Origin of the sequence: Marinobacterium iners DSM 11526, assembly GCF_900107855.1 — a bacterium.
GTDB classification, from domain to species: domain Bacteria; phylum Pseudomonadota; class Gammaproteobacteria; order Pseudomonadales; family Balneatricaceae; genus Marinobacterium; species Marinobacterium iners.
Genome location: NZ_FNRJ01000008.1, coordinates 89,935 through 107,565, shown reverse-complemented (window position 1 = coordinate 107,565; position 17,631 = coordinate 89,935). Strand labels below are relative to the sequence as shown.

The following is a 17,631-nucleotide window of genomic DNA, read 5'->3' as shown; positions in this document are numbered from 1 at the left end:
ACCACCGGCAAGGCTGATTACACCTTCATCAGTACCGACTTGATCTCGGTGTAGTGCTCGATACAGGCCGCGCCCATTTCCCGCCCGAGACCGGATTGCTTGAAACCGCCAAACGGCAGCGATGGGTCCAGTGCGGTGTGACAGTTGACCCACACGCTGCCGGACTTGATGCGGGGAATCATGCGATGGACCGCCGACAGATTATTCGACCAGATACTGGCACCGAGGCCATACTGGCTGTCATTGGCAATTCTGACTGCCTCATCGATGTCATCAAACGGCATGGCCACCAGTACCGGGCCGAAGATCTCCTCCTGTACCAGTGTTGAACGCTGATCCACATCCACCACCACCGTGGGCTGGATGAAGAAGCCGGGCCCCTGACGATCACCACCAGTGGTGATTCTGGCACCCTCGGCCAGCCCTTTTTCGATAAAGCCCTGTACCCGCTGCTGCTGCACGGCGGAAACCAGTGGCCCCATTTCGGTGTTTGGGTCCAGTCCGTTACCCAGACGAATCCTGGCCGCGATATCGGTGATATCCGCCACCAGATTGTCAAACAGCTTGCGCTGCACATACAGGCGCGAACCGGCACAGCACACCTGTCCCTGATTGAAGAAGATCGCATTGGCGGCCCCCGCAGCGGCCTCCTGCGGATCGGCGTCTTCCAGCACGATGGTGGGTGATTTGCCGCCCAGCTCAAGGGTAACCCGCGTCATGTGGTCCATGGCGGCTTTGCCGATCAGCTTGCCGACACCGGTCGAGCCGGTGAAAGTGAGCTTGTCGACATCAGGGTGCGAAGACAGGGCTGCACCGGCATCACCACCGAGTCCTGGGACAACGTTCAACACTCCGGGCGGATAGCCTGCTTCCAGTGCCAATTCACCCAGGCGTAACGCGGTCAGAGGGGTATCTTCAGCCGGCTTCAGTACGACGGTGCACCCGGTCGCCAGTGCCGGGCCAAGCTTCCAGCAGGCCAGCAGCAACGGGAAGTTCCAGGCCACAATGGCACCTACGACACCAACCGGCTCACGCCGCGTGTAGCCGTGGAACTGCGCGCCGGGCATGAAGGGCACCGAAGGCTGTACCGAGCTGCCCTCTATTTTGGTTGCCCAGCCGGCCATGTAGCGCAGAAAGTTGACGGCCAGCTGGATATCCACTCCCTTGGCGATGGCGACGCTCTTGCCATTGTCGAGACACTCGATCTCGGCCAGCGAGTCGGCGTTGGCCTCGATCAGATCGGCAAAACGCCATAACAGTCGCTCGCGTTCGACCGGTGTCATGCGGCTCCAGCTGGAGTCCTCGAACGTCTGGCGTGCCGTTGCGACGGCTTGATCAATATCAGCGGCGGTGCCGCATGCCACTTTGGTGAAGCACTCACCAGTGGCGGGATTGATAACATCAATTTCTCGGCCGTCAGTACCGGCAGGGCGTTGATCGCCAATCAGCAGGTTGTGGCGACGGTTGATGAAAGCCTGAGTATCAGAGTGAAGGGCAAACTCCGTCATGGTGAACCTCTTATCGTTGTCGTTGAGTCTGTCTCCCCTGTATCGCAATGGCTGTGCCAGTTTTGACTAAATTCTAACTATATGAAAATTAATAACTTTATTTTCATGTGCCCATGTTCTGGCTGTTATGGCCTGTCGCAGAATGAGACAACTGTCTGAATCTGATTCAGCCCGCTATTCCGGCGTCAGGCCGTGAAAATGGGCGTGTGTCTCAGGATGAAACAGGTGTCGCGATATTAAACAGATTACGCTGCCTGGCTGACGGGTTCGAAAGTCGTAATATTTCACTCAAGTGACTGTTTTGTTTTGAAAAGATGAACTTGGCACAGGCTGTGCTACCTCCTTTGTGACTCAACATTGACCTGGATCTCGACGGGCGTCCCGACAGATGCCCCTTGCAATGACCACAGAAGGAGGTCGGACCTTGAATACAACAACTCTGAAACCGCTGGGCGGGGGGCTGCTGGCATTGGCGCTGGCGGTGAGTGCTCAGACGGCCATGGCCAACGACAGTGCCGAGCAGATTATCAGCAGCAAGTGTCTGGCGTGCCACACCCAGGAGGCAGACCAGCAGTGGAGCCGTATCAGCCATCAACGCAAAACGCCGGAAGGTTGGTTGATGACAATTGCCCGCATGCAGATCATGCATGGCCTGCAGATCAGCGATGAAGACCGGCGCACGCTGGTGAAATATCTGGCAGACCGGCAGGGGCTGGCACCGGAAGAAACCGAAGGAGCCCGCTATGCACTTGAGCGTCGTCTGAATACATCTGAAGCGTTCGAATCGCAGGAATTTACCGAGATGTGTGCCCGCTGTCACTCAGGAGCACGTGTGCTGCTGCAGCGTCGGCCCGCTGAAGAGTGGGAGCATCTGGTGCACTTCCATCTGGGCCAGTGGCCTACAACCGAATTTCAGGCGCTGGCGCGTGATCGAGATTGGTTCGAGCTTGCGCTGAATCAGATGGTGCCGCATCTGGCTGAAGCCTTGCCCATGGAATCCGCAGCCTGGGATCAATGGCAGCAGCAGCCGGCAGCGTCGGTCAGCGGTGGTTGGACGCTGGTGGGCCATATGCCGGGTCGTGGCGCCTTCCATGCCGAGATGAAGGTCATGCCCGCAGAGGGTCAGGATCAGTATCAAGTCAGCCTCAGTGGCCAGTATGACGACGGCGCTCCCATTCAGGGGCAGGGCATGGCGGTGGTGTATACCGGCTATGAGTGGCGTGCGGATCTTGAGATCGATGGGCGCGCCATGCGACAGGTGTTTGCGCTGCGCAATGGGCAGCTGGAAGGTCGCATGTTCCTGCGTGATCACGATGAAGTGGGGGCTGATGTGGTAGCGGCGCGTGCCGATGGCAACAGCCGGGTACTGGCACTGCAGCCGGCTTACATCAGGGCGGGCAACCAAGCTGAGGTCAGCATTATCGGTACAGGTCTTAAGGGCATGCCGGTATTGGGCCAGGGCATTGATGTTATCGAGGTGATCAGTGAAAGCGACAGCCTGATCAAGGTACGTGCCAGAGCATCCGAGGCCGCCTCGGGCATTCATGAGGTGAGTGTGGGCGACGCTCAGGGCGGGCGCTTTGCTGTCTATGATCGCATCGCTCAGGTGAAAGTGGTGCCGGAGTTTGCCGTGGCCCGTGTGGGTGGCAATGGCAGCTCAACACCGAAAGTGGAGGCTCGTTTTGAAGCTGAAGCCTGGGCCGTTGGGCCGGACGGCAAGCCCGGTACCGACGATGACTACCGCATCGGCATGATGCCTGCGCAATGGGCAGTGGCGCCATTTGATGAAGTGGCCGAGGCTGATGGGGATGTTCGCTTTACCGGCCAGATGAACCCGGATACTGGTGTATTCACGCCAGCCGCTGCGGGTCCCAATCCTGAGCGACGCATGATGACCAACAACGCCGGTAACCTGAAAGTACAGGCAACGGTGATGGATGGCGACGACACGCACAATGCCGAAGGGCAGATGATTGTGACGGTACAGCGCTGGAACAACCCTCCGATCCCCTGACAGATGCCCGATGGCAGAGAAGGGGGGATGCCTGCAGGCATCCGGATGGCAACCTAACAGGGGAGAACAGACATGGGCGCTGTACTCGATCTGGTGGAACACAACCTGCATGAAGTGCAGGTCGGGGATACCCGCATGTTGTTCCACATACCGTCCAGTTCGCTGTTTGCGCTGGACAACCTGACGTCGGACATTCTCGATCGGCTGCGCGGACAGGAACACTCCGCCGAAGCGCTGGTGGCCGAGCTGAGCAACCGTTTCACGGAGCAGGAGATTACCGAAACGGTGCGAGAGCTGCTGGCGCTGGAGCTGGTCAATGATGGCCGGCCGCTGACGGATGAAATCGGTACCCGCCGGGTTGATCAGTTTCCACTCACAACCGTGGTACTGAACGTCAATACCGGCTGCAACCTCAGCTGTACCTACTGCTACAAGGAAGACCTGGATATCCCGTCCGCCGGTCGCAAGATGGAGCTGCAGACTGCAATTGATTCGGTGGAGATGCTGCTGCGCGAATCACCCGACGAAGAACGCTACACGGTGGTGTTCTTTGGCGGTGAGCCGCTGAGCAACCGGCCGCTGATTGAAGCGATGGTGGACTACTGCGAGCGCCGCTTTGCCGAACTGGGCAAACAGCTCGATTTCGTCATGACCACCAATGCCACACTGCTGACCGATGAGATCATCGATTGGCTCAATGCCCATCGTTTCGGTTTGTCGGTCAGCATGGATGGCCCCAAGGCAATTCATGACAAAAACCGTATCACCGTGGGTGGCCAGGGTACTTACGATGTTGTGCGTCGCAAGGCGTTGAGGCTGCTGGAGCGGTACGACTCACGTCCCATCGGAGCGCGTGTCACGCTGACCCGTGGCACCACAGAGGTGGAGCGGATCTGGGATCACCTGTTCAACGAGATGGGCTTTTCTGAGGTGGGCTTTGCACCGGTTACCTCTGGCGACATCAGCAGCTATAACCTCAGTTCAGAAGAGTTGATCGAAGTGTTTGCCGGCATGAAACGCCTTGGTCAGCGCTATCTCGATGCGGCACTGGAGCACCGCAATATCGGTTTCTCCAACATGCATCAGCTAATCACCGACCTGCACGAAGGCCATAAAAAGGCCCTGCCCTGTGGCGCCGGCCTGAAAATGCTGGCGGTGGATCATGAGGGGGAACTCAATCTCTGCCACCGGTTCACCGGGTCCGACATGCCGACGTTTGGCAATGTGAAAACCGGTGTCCAGCAGGTGGAGCTGGGGGACTTTCTCTCCAAGCGGCTCGATCGAACCGATACCGGCTGTGCCAGCTGTCGCATCCGCAACCTGTGTTCAGGCGGCTGCTATCACGAAAGCTATGCCCGCTACGGGGATCCCACTCATCCAACCTATCACTACTGCGACCTGATGCGAGACTGGGTCGACTTCGGCATCGAAGTCTACAGCCGCATCATGGCGGCCAACCCCGCCTTCATAGACCAGTACATCTCGCCGCGGAGGGCGCACTGATATGAAACATCTCAAAGCGATCAACAACAAGGCTCAGCTGCTCACTCAGGCCGTGGCCGACGACAGTGTGGAAGAGATCGTGGCCATGAGTTCACTGGCAGGCTGTACCGCCACTACCGACCCGGGCTGGGAGATCGATGCCTTTGGCGGCGTAACCTCGCTGTGCCAGCCGATGGAAGCTGATTTATATGGCTGTGCAGACCCCTGCTGGTGGCCTGCACAGGTGCCGGACATGATGAATACCTACCCGGATTGGAACAAGGACGCCATGAACTCGAAAGATGACTGGCGCAACCTGGGTACCGTGTTCCCGAAAGACAAGAACTAAGCCGAGGGTGACCTGATAATGGACAACAAGCGATTTACATCTCTGATCCCGGCGGCGGCACTGGTGTTGGGCACCACGCTGTCCGGTGCCGTGCTGGCCAAGGGGCCGGCACTCAAGGAAGGCAACGAATACATGATCGTGGCCAACTACCCCAACAACATGCATGTGATCGATCTGCAGAGCGACAGCCTCTACAAGAGTTGCGATCTGCCGGATGCATTTGGCCCTGGTGTGACTCAGATGGCCCCGGATGGAAAAACAGCCTATATCCTCAACAACCGCTATGAGGATATCTATGGCGTTAATCTGGACAACTGTGACATTACCTTCCATGCCAAAATGTCATTGCAGAAGAACGAACGCACCAAGTCGATCTTCTCGTTTACATTGAGCCCGGATGGTTCGGAGCTGTATGCAGTACAGAACCCCACCATGCTGAACCGCGACCACTATCGCGTTCAGCCGGCTCGCCTGGCGGTGTACGACACCAGTGCGGGGCTTGATGCCAAACCGGTTCGTACCTTTCCGTCACCGCGACAGGTGACCGTAATGCAGACCGGTGCCGATGGTACGCTCTACATGGCCGGGGCCGACATCTACAAGGTGGATGTGAACACCGGTGAGGTCGGAGTTGCCATTCCCAGCCGCAATTGGGAACGTCCCCTGTATGCACCACCGGATGTCTTGAACGCCTGGCCGATACAGGCCCCGTCCAAGGATTTCACCATCCTCTACACCACTGCGAAGTTTCAGGATGAAAGCTACAACCTGGACACGGCTGACTGGATCTATGGTTTCATGAATATCAACCTTGAAACCGGTGAGACCGAGACAACGGATTTTGGTCCGATCACCGAGATCTATTTCAGTGGCGTGCGCTCGCCCAAGGACCCGAACCTGGTGTTTGGCGTACTTAACCGTCTGGCCAAATATGACATCGAGAAAAAGGAGCTGATCGCCGCCGCCGAGCTGGATCATTCCTACTACTGTGTTGCCATCAACCACGAAGGTTCCAAGATCTATTTGGGCGGCACGTTCAATGACGTAGCAATCTACGATGCCGACAGCATGGAAAAGCTGGGCAACATCCAGCTGCCCGGTGGCGATATGGCGATCTCTACTTCACAGGTTTTCATCCGCTGATTTCATCATTCCCCTGTCTGCACTCATGGCCTGACCGGGTTTGCCCGGACGCAAGTCCGGGCCCTTTTCCGGTGCCAAAAGACAGGAGTATCAGGAGTACTGCAGAATGACAAAGACGATCCTCGCGGCCACGGTGGCTGCACTGATGTCGGCGCACGCGTCGGCCTACACGCTTCACAGTGAAAATGGCACTGAGTTGAACCTTGATATTGAAGCGGTGTTCGGTGTCTTCACCAGTGAAGAAAGCTATGGGCTGGGTGCCAAAACTGAAGGCGGCGGCTCCGACTGGCAGGAAGGCTACATCAAGTACGGTTTCTCCGGCAGCCATGCCTACCCGTCAGGGGCCAGTGTTTATGGAGGCCTCAATCTGGTGAGTTCAGGTACATGGGGTGACGGTGATGCCGGCGGCTTTACCACGGGCGATGAAAGCGAAACGGATCTCGAAGATGCCTATGTGGGCTGGCGCTCCGGCAGCCTGATCCCGGCATTGGGTGATGATGGTCTGGAGTTCTCATTCGGCCGCCAAAACTTCTCCATTGGCGATGGTTTCCTGATCAATGGCGATGCCCTGAACCTGGGTGATGCGCTTAATGGCGGTGGCTACGATTTTGACCGAGGTGGCGCGTACTGGCTGGCAGCGCGCAAGGCGTTTGATCGCACTGCTATCGCGCGTATCGGTGGTGCCGAAGGCTTGCGTGCCGACCTGTTCTGGATTGAGTCAGATAACCCGGCGCAGGCGATGACCGAGCTGGCCGGTATCAACGCCGAGTATGTGATGCCTGAAGGCACCGTGGGCGTGGCTTATATTGAAGGCTTGGGGGTCAATGACAAGTACGCTCAGGCACTGGGTTATACCCACCGTGACGGTCAGCAGACCCTGAGCCTGCGCTATCAGGGCAATGCGGGTGTCGAGAACCTGTTTTTATCCGGTGAGTTCGTGACTCAGGATCAGGGCGACAATACGCGCAAGGATGGCGATGCCTGGTATGTGGAAGCGGGCTGGACCTTTGCCGACATGCCTTGGTCACCGAGCGTGAACTACCGTTACGTCACTTTCGATGAAGGCTTTGATCCGCTGTTCTTCGGTTTCAACCGAGGTTACGGCACCTGGTTCCAGGGTGAGGTGGCCGCCAACTATGCAGGCCCCTTCAATTCGGATACCGATGTCCATCATATCGGGATAAAAGCCAGTCCAACCGAGATGCTGAGTATTGGCGCATTGTTTTTTGATTTCAGTGATACCGCTGGGGGCTCCGGAGCCCTGGACGGACAGGAGCTGGATCTTTATGCCGAGTGGGTGGTCACACCCAACCTGATCATAAGCCCGCTGATCGGTTTCTACACGCCTGATAACAGCAGCGCCAATGGCGGCAGCCAGATCGGCACAGACGACACCAATGTCTACGGTCAGGTGATTGCAATCGTACCGTTCTGATCGAGGTCGGGAACGGATGCAGCTGAAGGGCAGGGCGGGAAACCGCCCAGCCTGAACTACTTTGCAGGCACGACAATAATGGGCCGCATCATGAAGGGGCTGCTGAAAAACGGGTCACAGTCACAATGCACCGGCGGATCCTTGATTTCGGGCCAAAGGTGTATCTGTTCTGATTCCAGTGTCGGGAACGCATACTCCTGCTCGCCGACCTTGCCCTGCTTGATGCCGGTAAAGGTGCCCAGCGCGGTTACCAATCTGCCGGGCGCATAAATGGCTGGGTCGATAAAGCCTGGTACCAGAATTCTGAAGCGACCACCGCTTTTATCCGTTTTCAGCGGACGACCGCTGGCATTGAGTGAAAACTGAACCACCTCCAGCTGGCTACCCTGCTGCAGGTTGCTGACATGGGCAATCTCGCCACCCCAGCGGGCGGCTTGGCCATGAGTTATTACGGTAGAGGCCTCAGAAAACGGCAATAGAGCCTGATCAGGCCCTGAGCGCAAATCGGATGGGACCGTCGCGCAGCCATTGATGAAAAGGACGATAAAGACAAGCATTAAACGGTTCATGGGGGCTCCTGTGAACACTGGCCTGTATATTGCTCTGTGACAGTAAGAGAGCGGCGAGAGGTTTGCGCCTCGACTGTCTTTGGCGTATACAGGAGTGACAATTTATGTCGATATTATATCCGGAAAATAACAATAAAGAGGCCGGAAACATGGCACCCCGTTTACGTCAGGATCTGATCAGTGATCCCGTTCATGCCGCCCGCGTTGCCCGTGAGCGGCTGCAGCAGGAGGGAGAACTCCCCTGTGGTTATCTGCGTGATGAAATTGAAGCTTCTTGGCGGCGCAGCCTTGATGCAGGGCTGACCAACTCCAGTCAGTCGCAGCAGTTGATTGACGAGGTCAACGACCTGAAGGGTTTTCGTCAGCAACACGAGCTGCTTATTCATGCGGCCATGCCCGAAATAGAGCAGCTGGCGCACCAGTTTGGTGATCAGGGGCTGATCATGCTGGCCAATGCGGATGCTCGCATTCTGGCGCTTGAAGGCAGTGATGACATCATTACCCCCTCAAGGCAGTTGGCGTTGCGTCAGGGTGTTTCCTGGAGTGAAACACACCGGGGAACCAACGCTATCGGTACCGCCGTCATAGAGCGCCGCCCCATTCTGATCAACGAGGAAGAGCACTTTCTCGATACGGTATCTCATTTTTCCTGCACGTCTTCCCCTCTGATTGATGCGAGCGGTCAACTGATTGGTGTATTGGATCTGACACGCATCGGCCGCAACAGCCAGCCTCAGGATACACTGGGAGTCGTACAGCTGGCTGCCCGCAGTATCGAGGGGCGTTTGTTCGCGGGTCAGTACCAGAATCAGATCGTACTGGCTTTTCATACCCGCCAGCAGTATTTGCGCTCGGCATGGCAGGGATTGGTGGCACTGGATGAGGAAGGTCGCCTGCTGGCCATCAACGAGCAGGGCTGTCAATTGTTGGGCCGCAGCCGTGAACAGATCGTCAACCGGACGCTGGATGAGCTGGTGGGAGAAAAGATCGGTGTTTTGCTTAACACCTGTATGCGCCAACGTATCGCCTCTTTGCAAACCCGGGCGGGCGAACTGTTCTGTGAGCTGCTGCAGTTTCCTAAGCGTCTTACCGGGTTGGCCCCCAACCTTAAACCCGGCACTGCTCCTGCAGCAGATAGACAGCCCCGTCCGCTGGAGTGCTTTGCGGCCGGTGAGCCCAGGCTGCAGCGCTCGATGACCATGGCTGTAAAGGCGCTGGATCAGGATATCCCGGTGCTTCTCAGTGGCGAGACTGGCAGTGGCAAGGAGGTGGCAGCACAGGCCTTGCACCGTACCAGTGCCCGCGCAGGGGAGCCCTTTGTAGCAGTCAATTGTGCCGCTATTCCTGAAGGGCTGATTGAGTCCGAGCTGTTTGGCTATCGGGAAGGGGCATTTACGGGCTCTCGCAAGGGTGGCATGGTTGGGCGCTTCCAGCAGGCGAATGGCGGGACTCTGTTTCTGGACGAGATCGGGGATATGCCGCTGTCGCTGCAGGCTCGCCTGCTGAGAGTGCTGCAGGAGCGTAAGGTGGCTCCATTAGGTGGTGCCGAGGAAGTGGTACTGGATATTGCGTTGATCGGCGCGACGCACCGTAATTTGAAACAGATGGTGGCAGAAGGCAGTTTCCGTGAAGATTTGTACTATCGCTTGAACGGTGTCTGTGTTCGGCTGCCGGCACTGCGTGAGCGTAGTGATTTTAAAGGTCTGTGTGAACGTTTGCTGAGTCAGTTGGGTCGATCCGAAGTTAGCATTGAGCCGCAGCTGCTGCAGCAACTGTCCGAATATCACTGGCCGGGTAACGTGCGCCAACTGGAAATGGTACTGAAAGTGGCGTTGGCCTTTATGGAGCCTGAAGAAACCCGCCTGAGTGAAGATCACTTGAGTGATGAGTTCCTGGATGAACTGGTGCACGCTCCCGCTCCTTGTGGCACATTGCAGGAAACTCAGGAGGCGCTGATTCGTCAGGCATTGGAGCAGCAGCAAGGCAACGTCACGGCGGCCGCCACCGAGTTGGGGATCAGTCGTGCCACGTTGTATCGACGCATGAAATCCCTGGGTCTGGCCTGATATTTACAACTTGTTACAAAAGGGTACAAGTTCACACAATAAACACGAAACTGGTTTACAGCGGCGTTCTACGCTTAGTGTCGTTAACAATAATACACAGCGTAGACACGGTAGCTGGACGTCCGGCTATCGGACATGTTCCCAAGGAATCACGCCCATGAAAAATCAGATCTTCCGTCGCACTTCCGGATACCTCCTGACGGCTGCCGTTGCGGCAGGCCTGTCAGCTTCTGCTTCTGCCTATACCCTTCACAGCGAAAACGGCACCGAACTGAACCTCGACATTGAGGCGGTATTTGGCGTTTTTACCAGCAAAGAGAGCTATGGTTTGGGTGCTAAAACCGACCCGGGTCGTTCCAGCTGGCAGGAAGGTTATATCAAGTATGGTCTGTCCGGCAGCCATGCCTACAGCTCCGGTGCCAGTGTATTTGGTGGTTTGAATCTGGTCAGCTCGGCAACCTGGGGCGATGGTGATGCCGGTGGTTTCACATCAGGTGATGAAAGTGAAACGGATCTTGAAGATGCATACGTGGGCTGGCGCTCCGGTAGCCTGATCCCGGCATTGGGTGAAGATGGTCTGGAGTTTTCTTTTGGCCGTCAGAATTTCTCCATTGGTGACGGCTTCCTGATCAATGGCGATGCGCTGAACTTCGGTGATGCGCTTGGACCAGAGATGGATCGTGGCGGTGCCTACTGGCTGGCCGCGCGCAAAGCGTTTGACCGTACTGCCATCGTGCGTGTCGGTGGTGCCGAAGGAATGCGTGCCGACCTGTTCTGGCTGGAGTCTGACAACGTAGCCCAGTCCAAAATGGAACTCGCGGGTATTAATGCCGAGTACGTGATGCCGGAAGGCACCTTTGGTGTGGCCTACATTGAGGGCCTGGACGTCATGAATGGTGGCGCGACACATCGTGACGGACAGCAGACATTGAGCTTGCGCTATCAGGGCAACGCCGGTGTCGAAAACCTGTTCCTTTCCGGTGAAATCGTCACCCAGGATCAGGGCGACAGTTCTCAGGCAGATGGTGATGCCTGGTATGTAGAAGCAGGCTGGACCTTTGCCGACATGCCCTGGTCGCCGAGCGTAAACTACCGCTATTCCAGCTTCGATGAAGGCTTTGATCCGTTGTTCTTCGGCTTCAACCGTGGTTACGGCACCTGGTTCCAGGGTGAAGTGGCGGCCAACTATGCCGGTCCGTTCAATACAGGAACTGATGTTCACCATGTAGGTGTGAAAGCTAATCCCACAGAGATGCTGAGTGTCGGTGCCTTGTACTTCAATTTCAGCGATACCGATGCAGGTTTCATGGATGGTCAGGAACTGGATCTCTATGCCGAATGGGTGGTGACACCAAATCTGATCGTGAGCCCGCTGGTCGGCTTCTACAAGCCTGACAGCAGCGCCGGATCACAATTGGGTGGTAACGACACCAACGTCTACGGTCAGGTGATTGCGATCGTTCCGTTCTGATTTCTACCAAGCATTTGAACAACACACAGCCGGTGCCTGCATCGGCTGTGTCATCTGTAGACAAAGGATTTTTTATGCAGACTACATTTTCACTCTTCATCAACGGTCAGGCGGTACAGGGTGACCGTGATGCCTTCCCGGTGATCAATCCGGCGACTGAAGAGGCCTTTGCGGACTGTCCGGCTGCTTCGCCGGAGCAGGTGGATCAGGCGGTTGCGGCGGCTGCCGAAGCGTTCAAGACTTACCAGCACACGCCCGATGCCGAGCGAAAGGCGATGCTGCACAAGATTGCCGATCTGATCGAGGCCAATGCAGAAGAACTGGCACGGTTGGTGACTCTTGAGCAGGGCAAGCCCCTAGCACTGGCGCAGATGGAAGTCGGTGGTGCCATCGGCTGGACTCGTTATACGGCTGATCTGGATATCCCGGTTAAGCTGATCGAAGACAGCCCTGAGCGTCTTGTTGAATTGCACCGCAAGCCGCTGGGTGTGGTGGGGTCGATCACCCCCTGGAACTGGCCGCTGATGATTGCGGTTTGGCACCTGATGCCAGCGCTTCGTACTGGTAACACCTTCGTGTCCAAGCCGTCCTCATTTACGCCGTTCAGCACACTGAAACTGGTTGAGCTGATCAATCAGGTCGTGCCCGCGGGCGTGGCCAACATTGTTACTGGCGAGGGCGGTATCGGCCGAGCCATGACATCTCATCCCAACATTCAGAAGATTGTCTTTACCGGCTCCACCCCGACTGGTCAGGACATCATGCGCAAGGCGGCCGATAACCTGAAGCGCCTGACGCTTGAGCTGGGTGGCAATGATGCCGGTATCGTGTTGCCGGATGCCGACCTGGACAAGGTGGCGCCTGCCATCTTCCAGACCGCATTCCTCAACATGGGACAGACCTGTGCCGCGCTCAAGCGTCTGTACGTGCATGAATCTCAGTATGACGACCTGTGCCAGCGTCTGGCCAAAATTGCATCTGAGCAGAAAGTTGGCCCAGGGCTGGACGAGGGTGTGACCTTTGGTCCGGTACAGAACAAGGCACAGTTTGATCTGGTGTCTGAGCTGGTCGAAGATGCCAAGGCGCAGGGTGGACAGATTCTGTCTGGCGGTGCACCGCTGGCCGGTGCCGGTTACTTCTACCCGCCAACCATCGTTGCAGGCCTGAGTGATGGCGTGCGTCTGGTGGATGAAGAACAGTTTGGCCCGGTACTGCCGGTGGTTCGCTACAGCGATATCGACGATGCAGTGGCCCGTGCCAACAATAACGTCAACGGTTTGGGTGGCTCTGTTTGGGGCACCGATATCGAGGCGGCACGCAAGGTGGCATCACGGCTTGAATGTGGTACTGCCTGGATCAACAACCATGCTGAAGTCTTGCCCCACTGCCCCTTCGGTGGCTGCAAGATGTCCGGCTTTGGCCTGGAGTTTGGCGAAGAAGGACTTTTGGAATACACGGCTCCGCAACTGCTCAACATCAGCCGCGGCTGATTTTTTCATCATCTCACTTCAAAGTTCAACGCTACGGAAGTGCTTCCGGGGGCCTCGGCCCCCGGCTTTTTCCCTTCATTGACCTCGCTTCTACCAGCTTCTACCTGACCTTGCCACGTGACCAGGACCGCCATCCGGCCATCAAGGCATAGCCACAGCACAATACAAACGCCAGCTTCAACAGATTCATCAAGGCCGGATACTGCTCCGGTGTAATCCTTTCATTGCCAAGCATAATGTTGAACAGGAATACCACAACGGCCATCCCCAACATGTTGCCCAGCGTGCGGGAGATATTCAGCAGTGAGGAGCCGATGCTGAGCTTTTCGGTGGGTACCGCACTGAGGGCGCTGTTGTTATTGGGCGACGAGAACAGACCAAAGCCGGTACCCATGACCAGCAGCGCAATGATGACGTGCATATTGCCACTGTCCTGATCCAGCATAGCCAGTATAAGAAAGCCAGCTGCAAACATCAGGCAACCCAGAGTGGCCGGTATTCGAGGTTCAAAATGGTCCGAAAGGCGACCGGCAAAAGGTGCCAGTAGCGCCATCATCATCGCCTGCAGCAGCATCAGCTGACCGGCCTCGGCCGGCGATAGTCCGCGGATATACTGTAGATACAGACTGAGCAGGAACTGCAGCGGATAGTTGGCGGCATACATGAAGAAGCAGGCCTGAATGGAGCGGAAAAAGATTTTGTTCTGCACCATGCGCCGCAGACGAATCAGTGGGTGAGGTGAGTGTTCCTGCTGATACACAAACCCGGCCAGCAACAGCAGGCCACACAGTGCCAGCAGGCCGCCATTGATGGTGGGCAGCTCTGCCAGGCCAACAAAGAACAGGCTTGAGGCCGCGATAAACAGCAGGCTGCCGATCCAGTCCAGCCGCTCGTCTGCCTGACGTTCGGTTTCATGCACGTGCCGCCATACCAGAAGCGCACAGATGATCGCTAATGGCAACGGTGCCAGAAACACGGCATGCCAGTCCCACCACTCAGTCAGCCATCCTCCGATGGGCGGGCCACAGGTCAGCCCCAGATAGACTGACGTAGACGTCAGCCCAAGCGCCATACCACGTCCGTGGTTGGCAAACACCTGAGACACAATAGCCATACCGGTACCGAAAATCATGGCACCAGAGATCCCCTGCAGCAGACGCACCAACAGCAGCCATCCGATGCTGTCGATGATGATTACCGCCAGTGAGCTGAGAGTAAACAGCAGCAGTCCGCTCAGGAATACCCGCTTGCGTCCGATCATGTCAGCGATACGACCCGCCGGAAGCTGCAGGGCGATGGCACCGAGCAGATTCATGGTTGGAATCCAGCTGACCAGTACCGCATCAGCGCTCAGATCAGCGGCAATGGCCGGAAGAGCGACGTTGACGGAGGACATGTTCAACGGCATCAGAAACGTTGCGACACAGATGCTGATCAGCGTGAGCCAGCGCACTGAGGCTGACTCATACGCAGAGGGTTGAGACGCGGTCATCGAGAGTTCCTGTTCTTCATGGACAACAGCTTTATTCTAATCTGCCCATGCCTGGTCTGTAACGGTTGTTACATCTTTGCACAAAGAAAAGCCGGCGGGTGTTGAAAAGCTCTAGTTTCATAGCAAGGTCAGCAAGGATCTTGGTCGCCAAGCCATACCAATGAGCTAAACTACCATCGCACTTACAAGGATTAAGGATGTGAAGCGGAGACAGCCACAGTCCTCCCAAATTTAGAGAGGTAATGTCATCGTATGAGCGCGATAGAATAATAAGCGGGTTAATTTTTATGGGTCTCAATTTGCACTTTGAGAATTAATGAAATAGGATCTTTTAATAGAAATGGCTTTGTCAAGGATGATTTTAAGCTAATGACCATGGATACAGGTCTGTTTTCACTGACCACAGTTCTGCGTTTTCACCAGATGCCCGCTGAACCTCAGCAGCTACACCACCAGTTTGCCATCCCTGGGCAACCCTTCGGGTGCATGGAGATCCTCCGAGCAGCCAAGCGGCTTGGGCTAAAAGCCCGGCAAACTACCCAGACCTTTCAACAGTTGAATAACGCCTCTCTTCCTGCCATCGGCATCAATCGCCAAGGAGAGTTCTTTATCATCGCCCGGGTATCTCATGCTGAGTCAGGTGAGGAGCAGGGTAAGGTTTTGATAATGGAAGCGGGTATAGCTCAGCCCCGTTCGCTTACCGAGAGCGAGCTGGCGTCGGTCTGGGGAGGGGAGCTAATCTTGCTGACCCGCCGAAGTGGGTTGGTGGAGCAGTTCAAAGCATTCGATATCCGCTGGTTTATTCCTTCGCTGCTTAAATACCGCAAACTCTTTGGCGAAGTGATCTTGATCTCTTTTTTTCTGCAGCTGTTTGCTCTGGTTACACCGCTATTTTTTCAGGTGGTAATGGACAAGGTGTTAGTACACCGTGGCTTTACAACCCTGGATGTGCTTGCCATCGGCTTTGTAGTAATTGCCCTGTTCGATGCAATTCTTGGTGGTTTGCGCACTTATCTGTTCTCCCATACAACCAACCGAGTGGATGTAGAGCTAGGGGCGCGCCTGTTTAATCATTTGGTCTCTTTACCGCTCTCCTATTTCGAGGCGAGGCAGGTCGGGCAGAGTGTGGCTCGGGTGCGAGAACTTGATACCATCCGCAACTTCATCACCGGCACTGCACTGACTCTGGTGATTGACCTGTTTTTCACGGTCGTATTCTTTGCCGTGATGTGGCTCTACAGCCCAACCCTGACGGTGATTGTCTTGATGACCATCCCGTTTTATATCGCATTATCCATCTTCATCACCCCAATCTTGCGGCATCGCCTGGAGCAGAAATTTCAGCACGGTGCCGAAAACCAGGCGTTTCTGGTCGAGGCGGTCAACGGTGTTGAAACGTTGAAGGCGATGGCGGTAGAGCCCCAGATGCAACGCAAGTGGGAAGACCAGCTCTCGAAATATGTCACCGCCTCCTTCCGGACCCAGAACCTCAACAATATCGCCAATCAGATCGCAGGGTTCATCAACAAGATCACCACTGTACTAATTATCTGGTACGGCGCCCATCTGGTGATCGATGGTGCCCTGACCGTTGGCCAGCTGATTGCTTTCAATATGATAGCCGGTCGCGTTTCGGGGCCGATCCTTAAACTTGTGCAGTTATGGCAGGAGTTCCAGCAGGCGGGCATTTCCGTCAAACGTTTGGGGGATATCCTTAATACCCCGACTGAACCAGGTTACAACCCCAATCGCAGTACGCTGCCATCATTGGAGGGTAAGGTCACTTTCGAGCATATTCAGTTTCGCTACCGCCCGGATGGACCACGCATTCTCAACGACATATCCCTGCAAGTACCGCCGGGCGAAGTGATTGGCATTGTTGGCCGTTCCGGTTCCGGCAAGAGCACACTGACTAAACTGATTCAGCGCATGTACGTACCCGAAGGTGGACGGGTACTGGTTGACGGTGTTGACCTGGCGATGGTCGATACCGCTTGGTTACGGCGGAATATAGGTGTCGTGTTGCAGGAAAACTTCCTCTTCAATCGCAGCATTCGGGAGAACATTGCCCTGAGTAACCCGGGGTTACCAATGGAACAAGTGGTGCGAGCCGCCAAACTGGCCGGTGCCCACGAATTTATCCTGGAATTGCCAGAAGGATACGACAACCCGGTGGGGGAGCACGGTTGCAATCTCTCCGGTGGACAGCGGCAACGTATCGCTATTGCTCGTGCTTTGATTACCAACCCTCGAATTCTGATTTTTGACGAGGCCACCAGTGCCCTGGATTACGAGTCGGAACGAATCATCCAGCAGAATATGTCTGCCATCTGCCGTAATCGTACCGTCTTCATCATTGCTCACCGTCTCAGCACCGTGCGTCACTGTGACCGTATTCTTGTTATGGAAAAGGGGCGGATTATTGAAACCGGTAGCCATGACGCGCTTATCAAGCTCAAGGGGCATTACCACGCCTTGTATCAGTTACAAAGCGGGGCTAGGCCATTAAACCCTATACGACAAACGCATAAAGAAGAAAGTACGCAAGGATAGTCGCAATGTGTGATGGATAGCGGCTAAGGATAGCCAGGCTCAACATTGGAACGGACTCA

At 56.0% G+C, this 17,631-nt stretch carries 12 protein-coding genes; 9 read left to right on the top strand and 3 right to left on the bottom strand.

Annotated elements, in window-relative coordinates; genetic code table 11:
• Positions 1-17: 17 nt before the first annotated feature.
• The gene (locus BLV48_RS10440; RefSeq protein WP_091826679.1) at positions 18-1,508 is read right to left on the bottom strand and encodes an aldehyde dehydrogenase family protein; all 1,491 of its coding nucleotides are present in this window, start codon (positions 1,506-1,508) and stop codon (positions 18-20) included.
• Between the two features lie 424 nt (positions 1,509-1,932).
• On the opposite strand from BLV48_RS10440, the gene peaA reads away from it, so the two are divergent.
• The 5 genes from peaA (at position 1,933) to BLV48_RS10415 (ending at position 7,931) form a co-directional block, all read left to right on the top strand.
• On the top strand, positions 1,933-3,522 hold the full coding sequence (peaA, locus tag BLV48_RS10435) for a quinohemoprotein amine dehydrogenase subunit alpha (protein ID WP_217632991.1): 1,590 nt from the start codon (positions 1,933-1,935) through the stop codon (positions 3,520-3,522).
• 72 nt (positions 3,523-3,594) lie between these two features.
• Positions 3,595-5,025, top strand: a complete 1,431-nt coding sequence (gene peaB / locus BLV48_RS10430) for a quinohemoprotein amine dehydrogenase maturation protein (RefSeq protein ID WP_091826675.1) — start codon at positions 3,595-3,597, stop codon at positions 5,023-5,025.
• 1 nt (position 5,026) lies between these two features.
• The gene (qhpC, locus tag BLV48_RS10425; RefSeq protein WP_091826673.1) at positions 5,027-5,353 is read left to right on the top strand and encodes a quinohemoprotein amine dehydrogenase subunit gamma; all 327 of its coding nucleotides are present in this window, start codon (positions 5,027-5,029) and stop codon (positions 5,351-5,353) included.
• A gap of 18 nt (positions 5,354-5,371) precedes the next feature.
• Complete coding sequence (gene peaD, locus BLV48_RS10420; RefSeq protein WP_091826671.1) at positions 5,372-6,496, top strand: quinohemoprotein amine dehydrogenase subunit beta; 1,125 nt, start codon at positions 5,372-5,374, stop codon at positions 6,494-6,496.
• A 106-nt stretch (positions 6,497-6,602) separates the two neighbouring features.
• Positions 6,603-7,931 (top strand): alginate export family protein, encoded by a 1,329-nt coding sequence (locus tag BLV48_RS10415; RefSeq protein WP_091826670.1) that lies wholly within the window; start codon positions 6,603-6,605, stop codon positions 7,929-7,931.
• Between the two features lie 56 nt (positions 7,932-7,987).
• On the opposite strand, the gene BLV48_RS10410 is transcribed toward BLV48_RS10415, so the two are convergent.
• Entirely contained in the window at positions 7,988-8,500 is a 513-nt protein-coding gene (locus BLV48_RS10410; protein ID WP_091826668.1) for a Slp family lipoprotein, read from the bottom strand.
• 104 nt (positions 8,501-8,604) lie between these two features.
• Between BLV48_RS10410 and BLV48_RS10405 the strand changes: the two genes are divergently transcribed.
• From BLV48_RS10405 to BLV48_RS10395, 3 genes are all read left to right on the top strand, one after another.
• Complete coding sequence (locus BLV48_RS10405) at positions 8,605-10,566, top strand: sigma-54-dependent Fis family transcriptional regulator (protein WP_091826667.1); 1,962 nt, start codon at positions 8,605-8,607, stop codon at positions 10,564-10,566.
• A 157-nt stretch (positions 10,567-10,723) separates the two neighbouring features.
• Positions 10,724-12,037: an alginate export family protein gene (locus BLV48_RS10400; RefSeq protein ID WP_091826665.1), complete on the top strand. Its 1,314-nt coding sequence runs from the start codon at positions 10,724-10,726 to the stop codon at positions 12,035-12,037.
• Between the two features lie 74 nt (positions 12,038-12,111).
• Positions 12,112-13,527 carry an aldehyde dehydrogenase family protein gene (locus BLV48_RS10395; protein ID WP_091826663.1) on the top strand — a complete coding sequence of 472 codons (1,416 nt, stop codon included), beginning with the start codon at positions 12,112-12,114 and terminating at the stop codon, positions 13,525-13,527.
• Between the two features lie 100 nt (positions 13,528-13,627).
• Here BLV48_RS10395 and BLV48_RS10390 read toward each other — a convergent pair whose 3' ends face one another.
• Positions 13,628-15,019, bottom strand: a complete 1,392-nt coding sequence (locus tag BLV48_RS10390; RefSeq protein ID WP_091826661.1) for an MFS transporter — start codon at positions 15,017-15,019, stop codon at positions 13,628-13,630.
• 369 nt (positions 15,020-15,388) lie between these two features.
• On the opposite strand from BLV48_RS10390, the gene BLV48_RS10385 reads away from it, so the two are divergent.
• Positions 15,389-17,572 carry a type I secretion system permease/ATPase gene (locus tag BLV48_RS10385; RefSeq protein ID WP_254775017.1) on the top strand — a complete coding sequence of 728 codons (2,184 nt, stop codon included), beginning with the start codon at positions 15,389-15,391 and terminating at the stop codon, positions 17,570-17,572.
• Positions 17,573-17,631 lie beyond the last annotated feature (59 nt).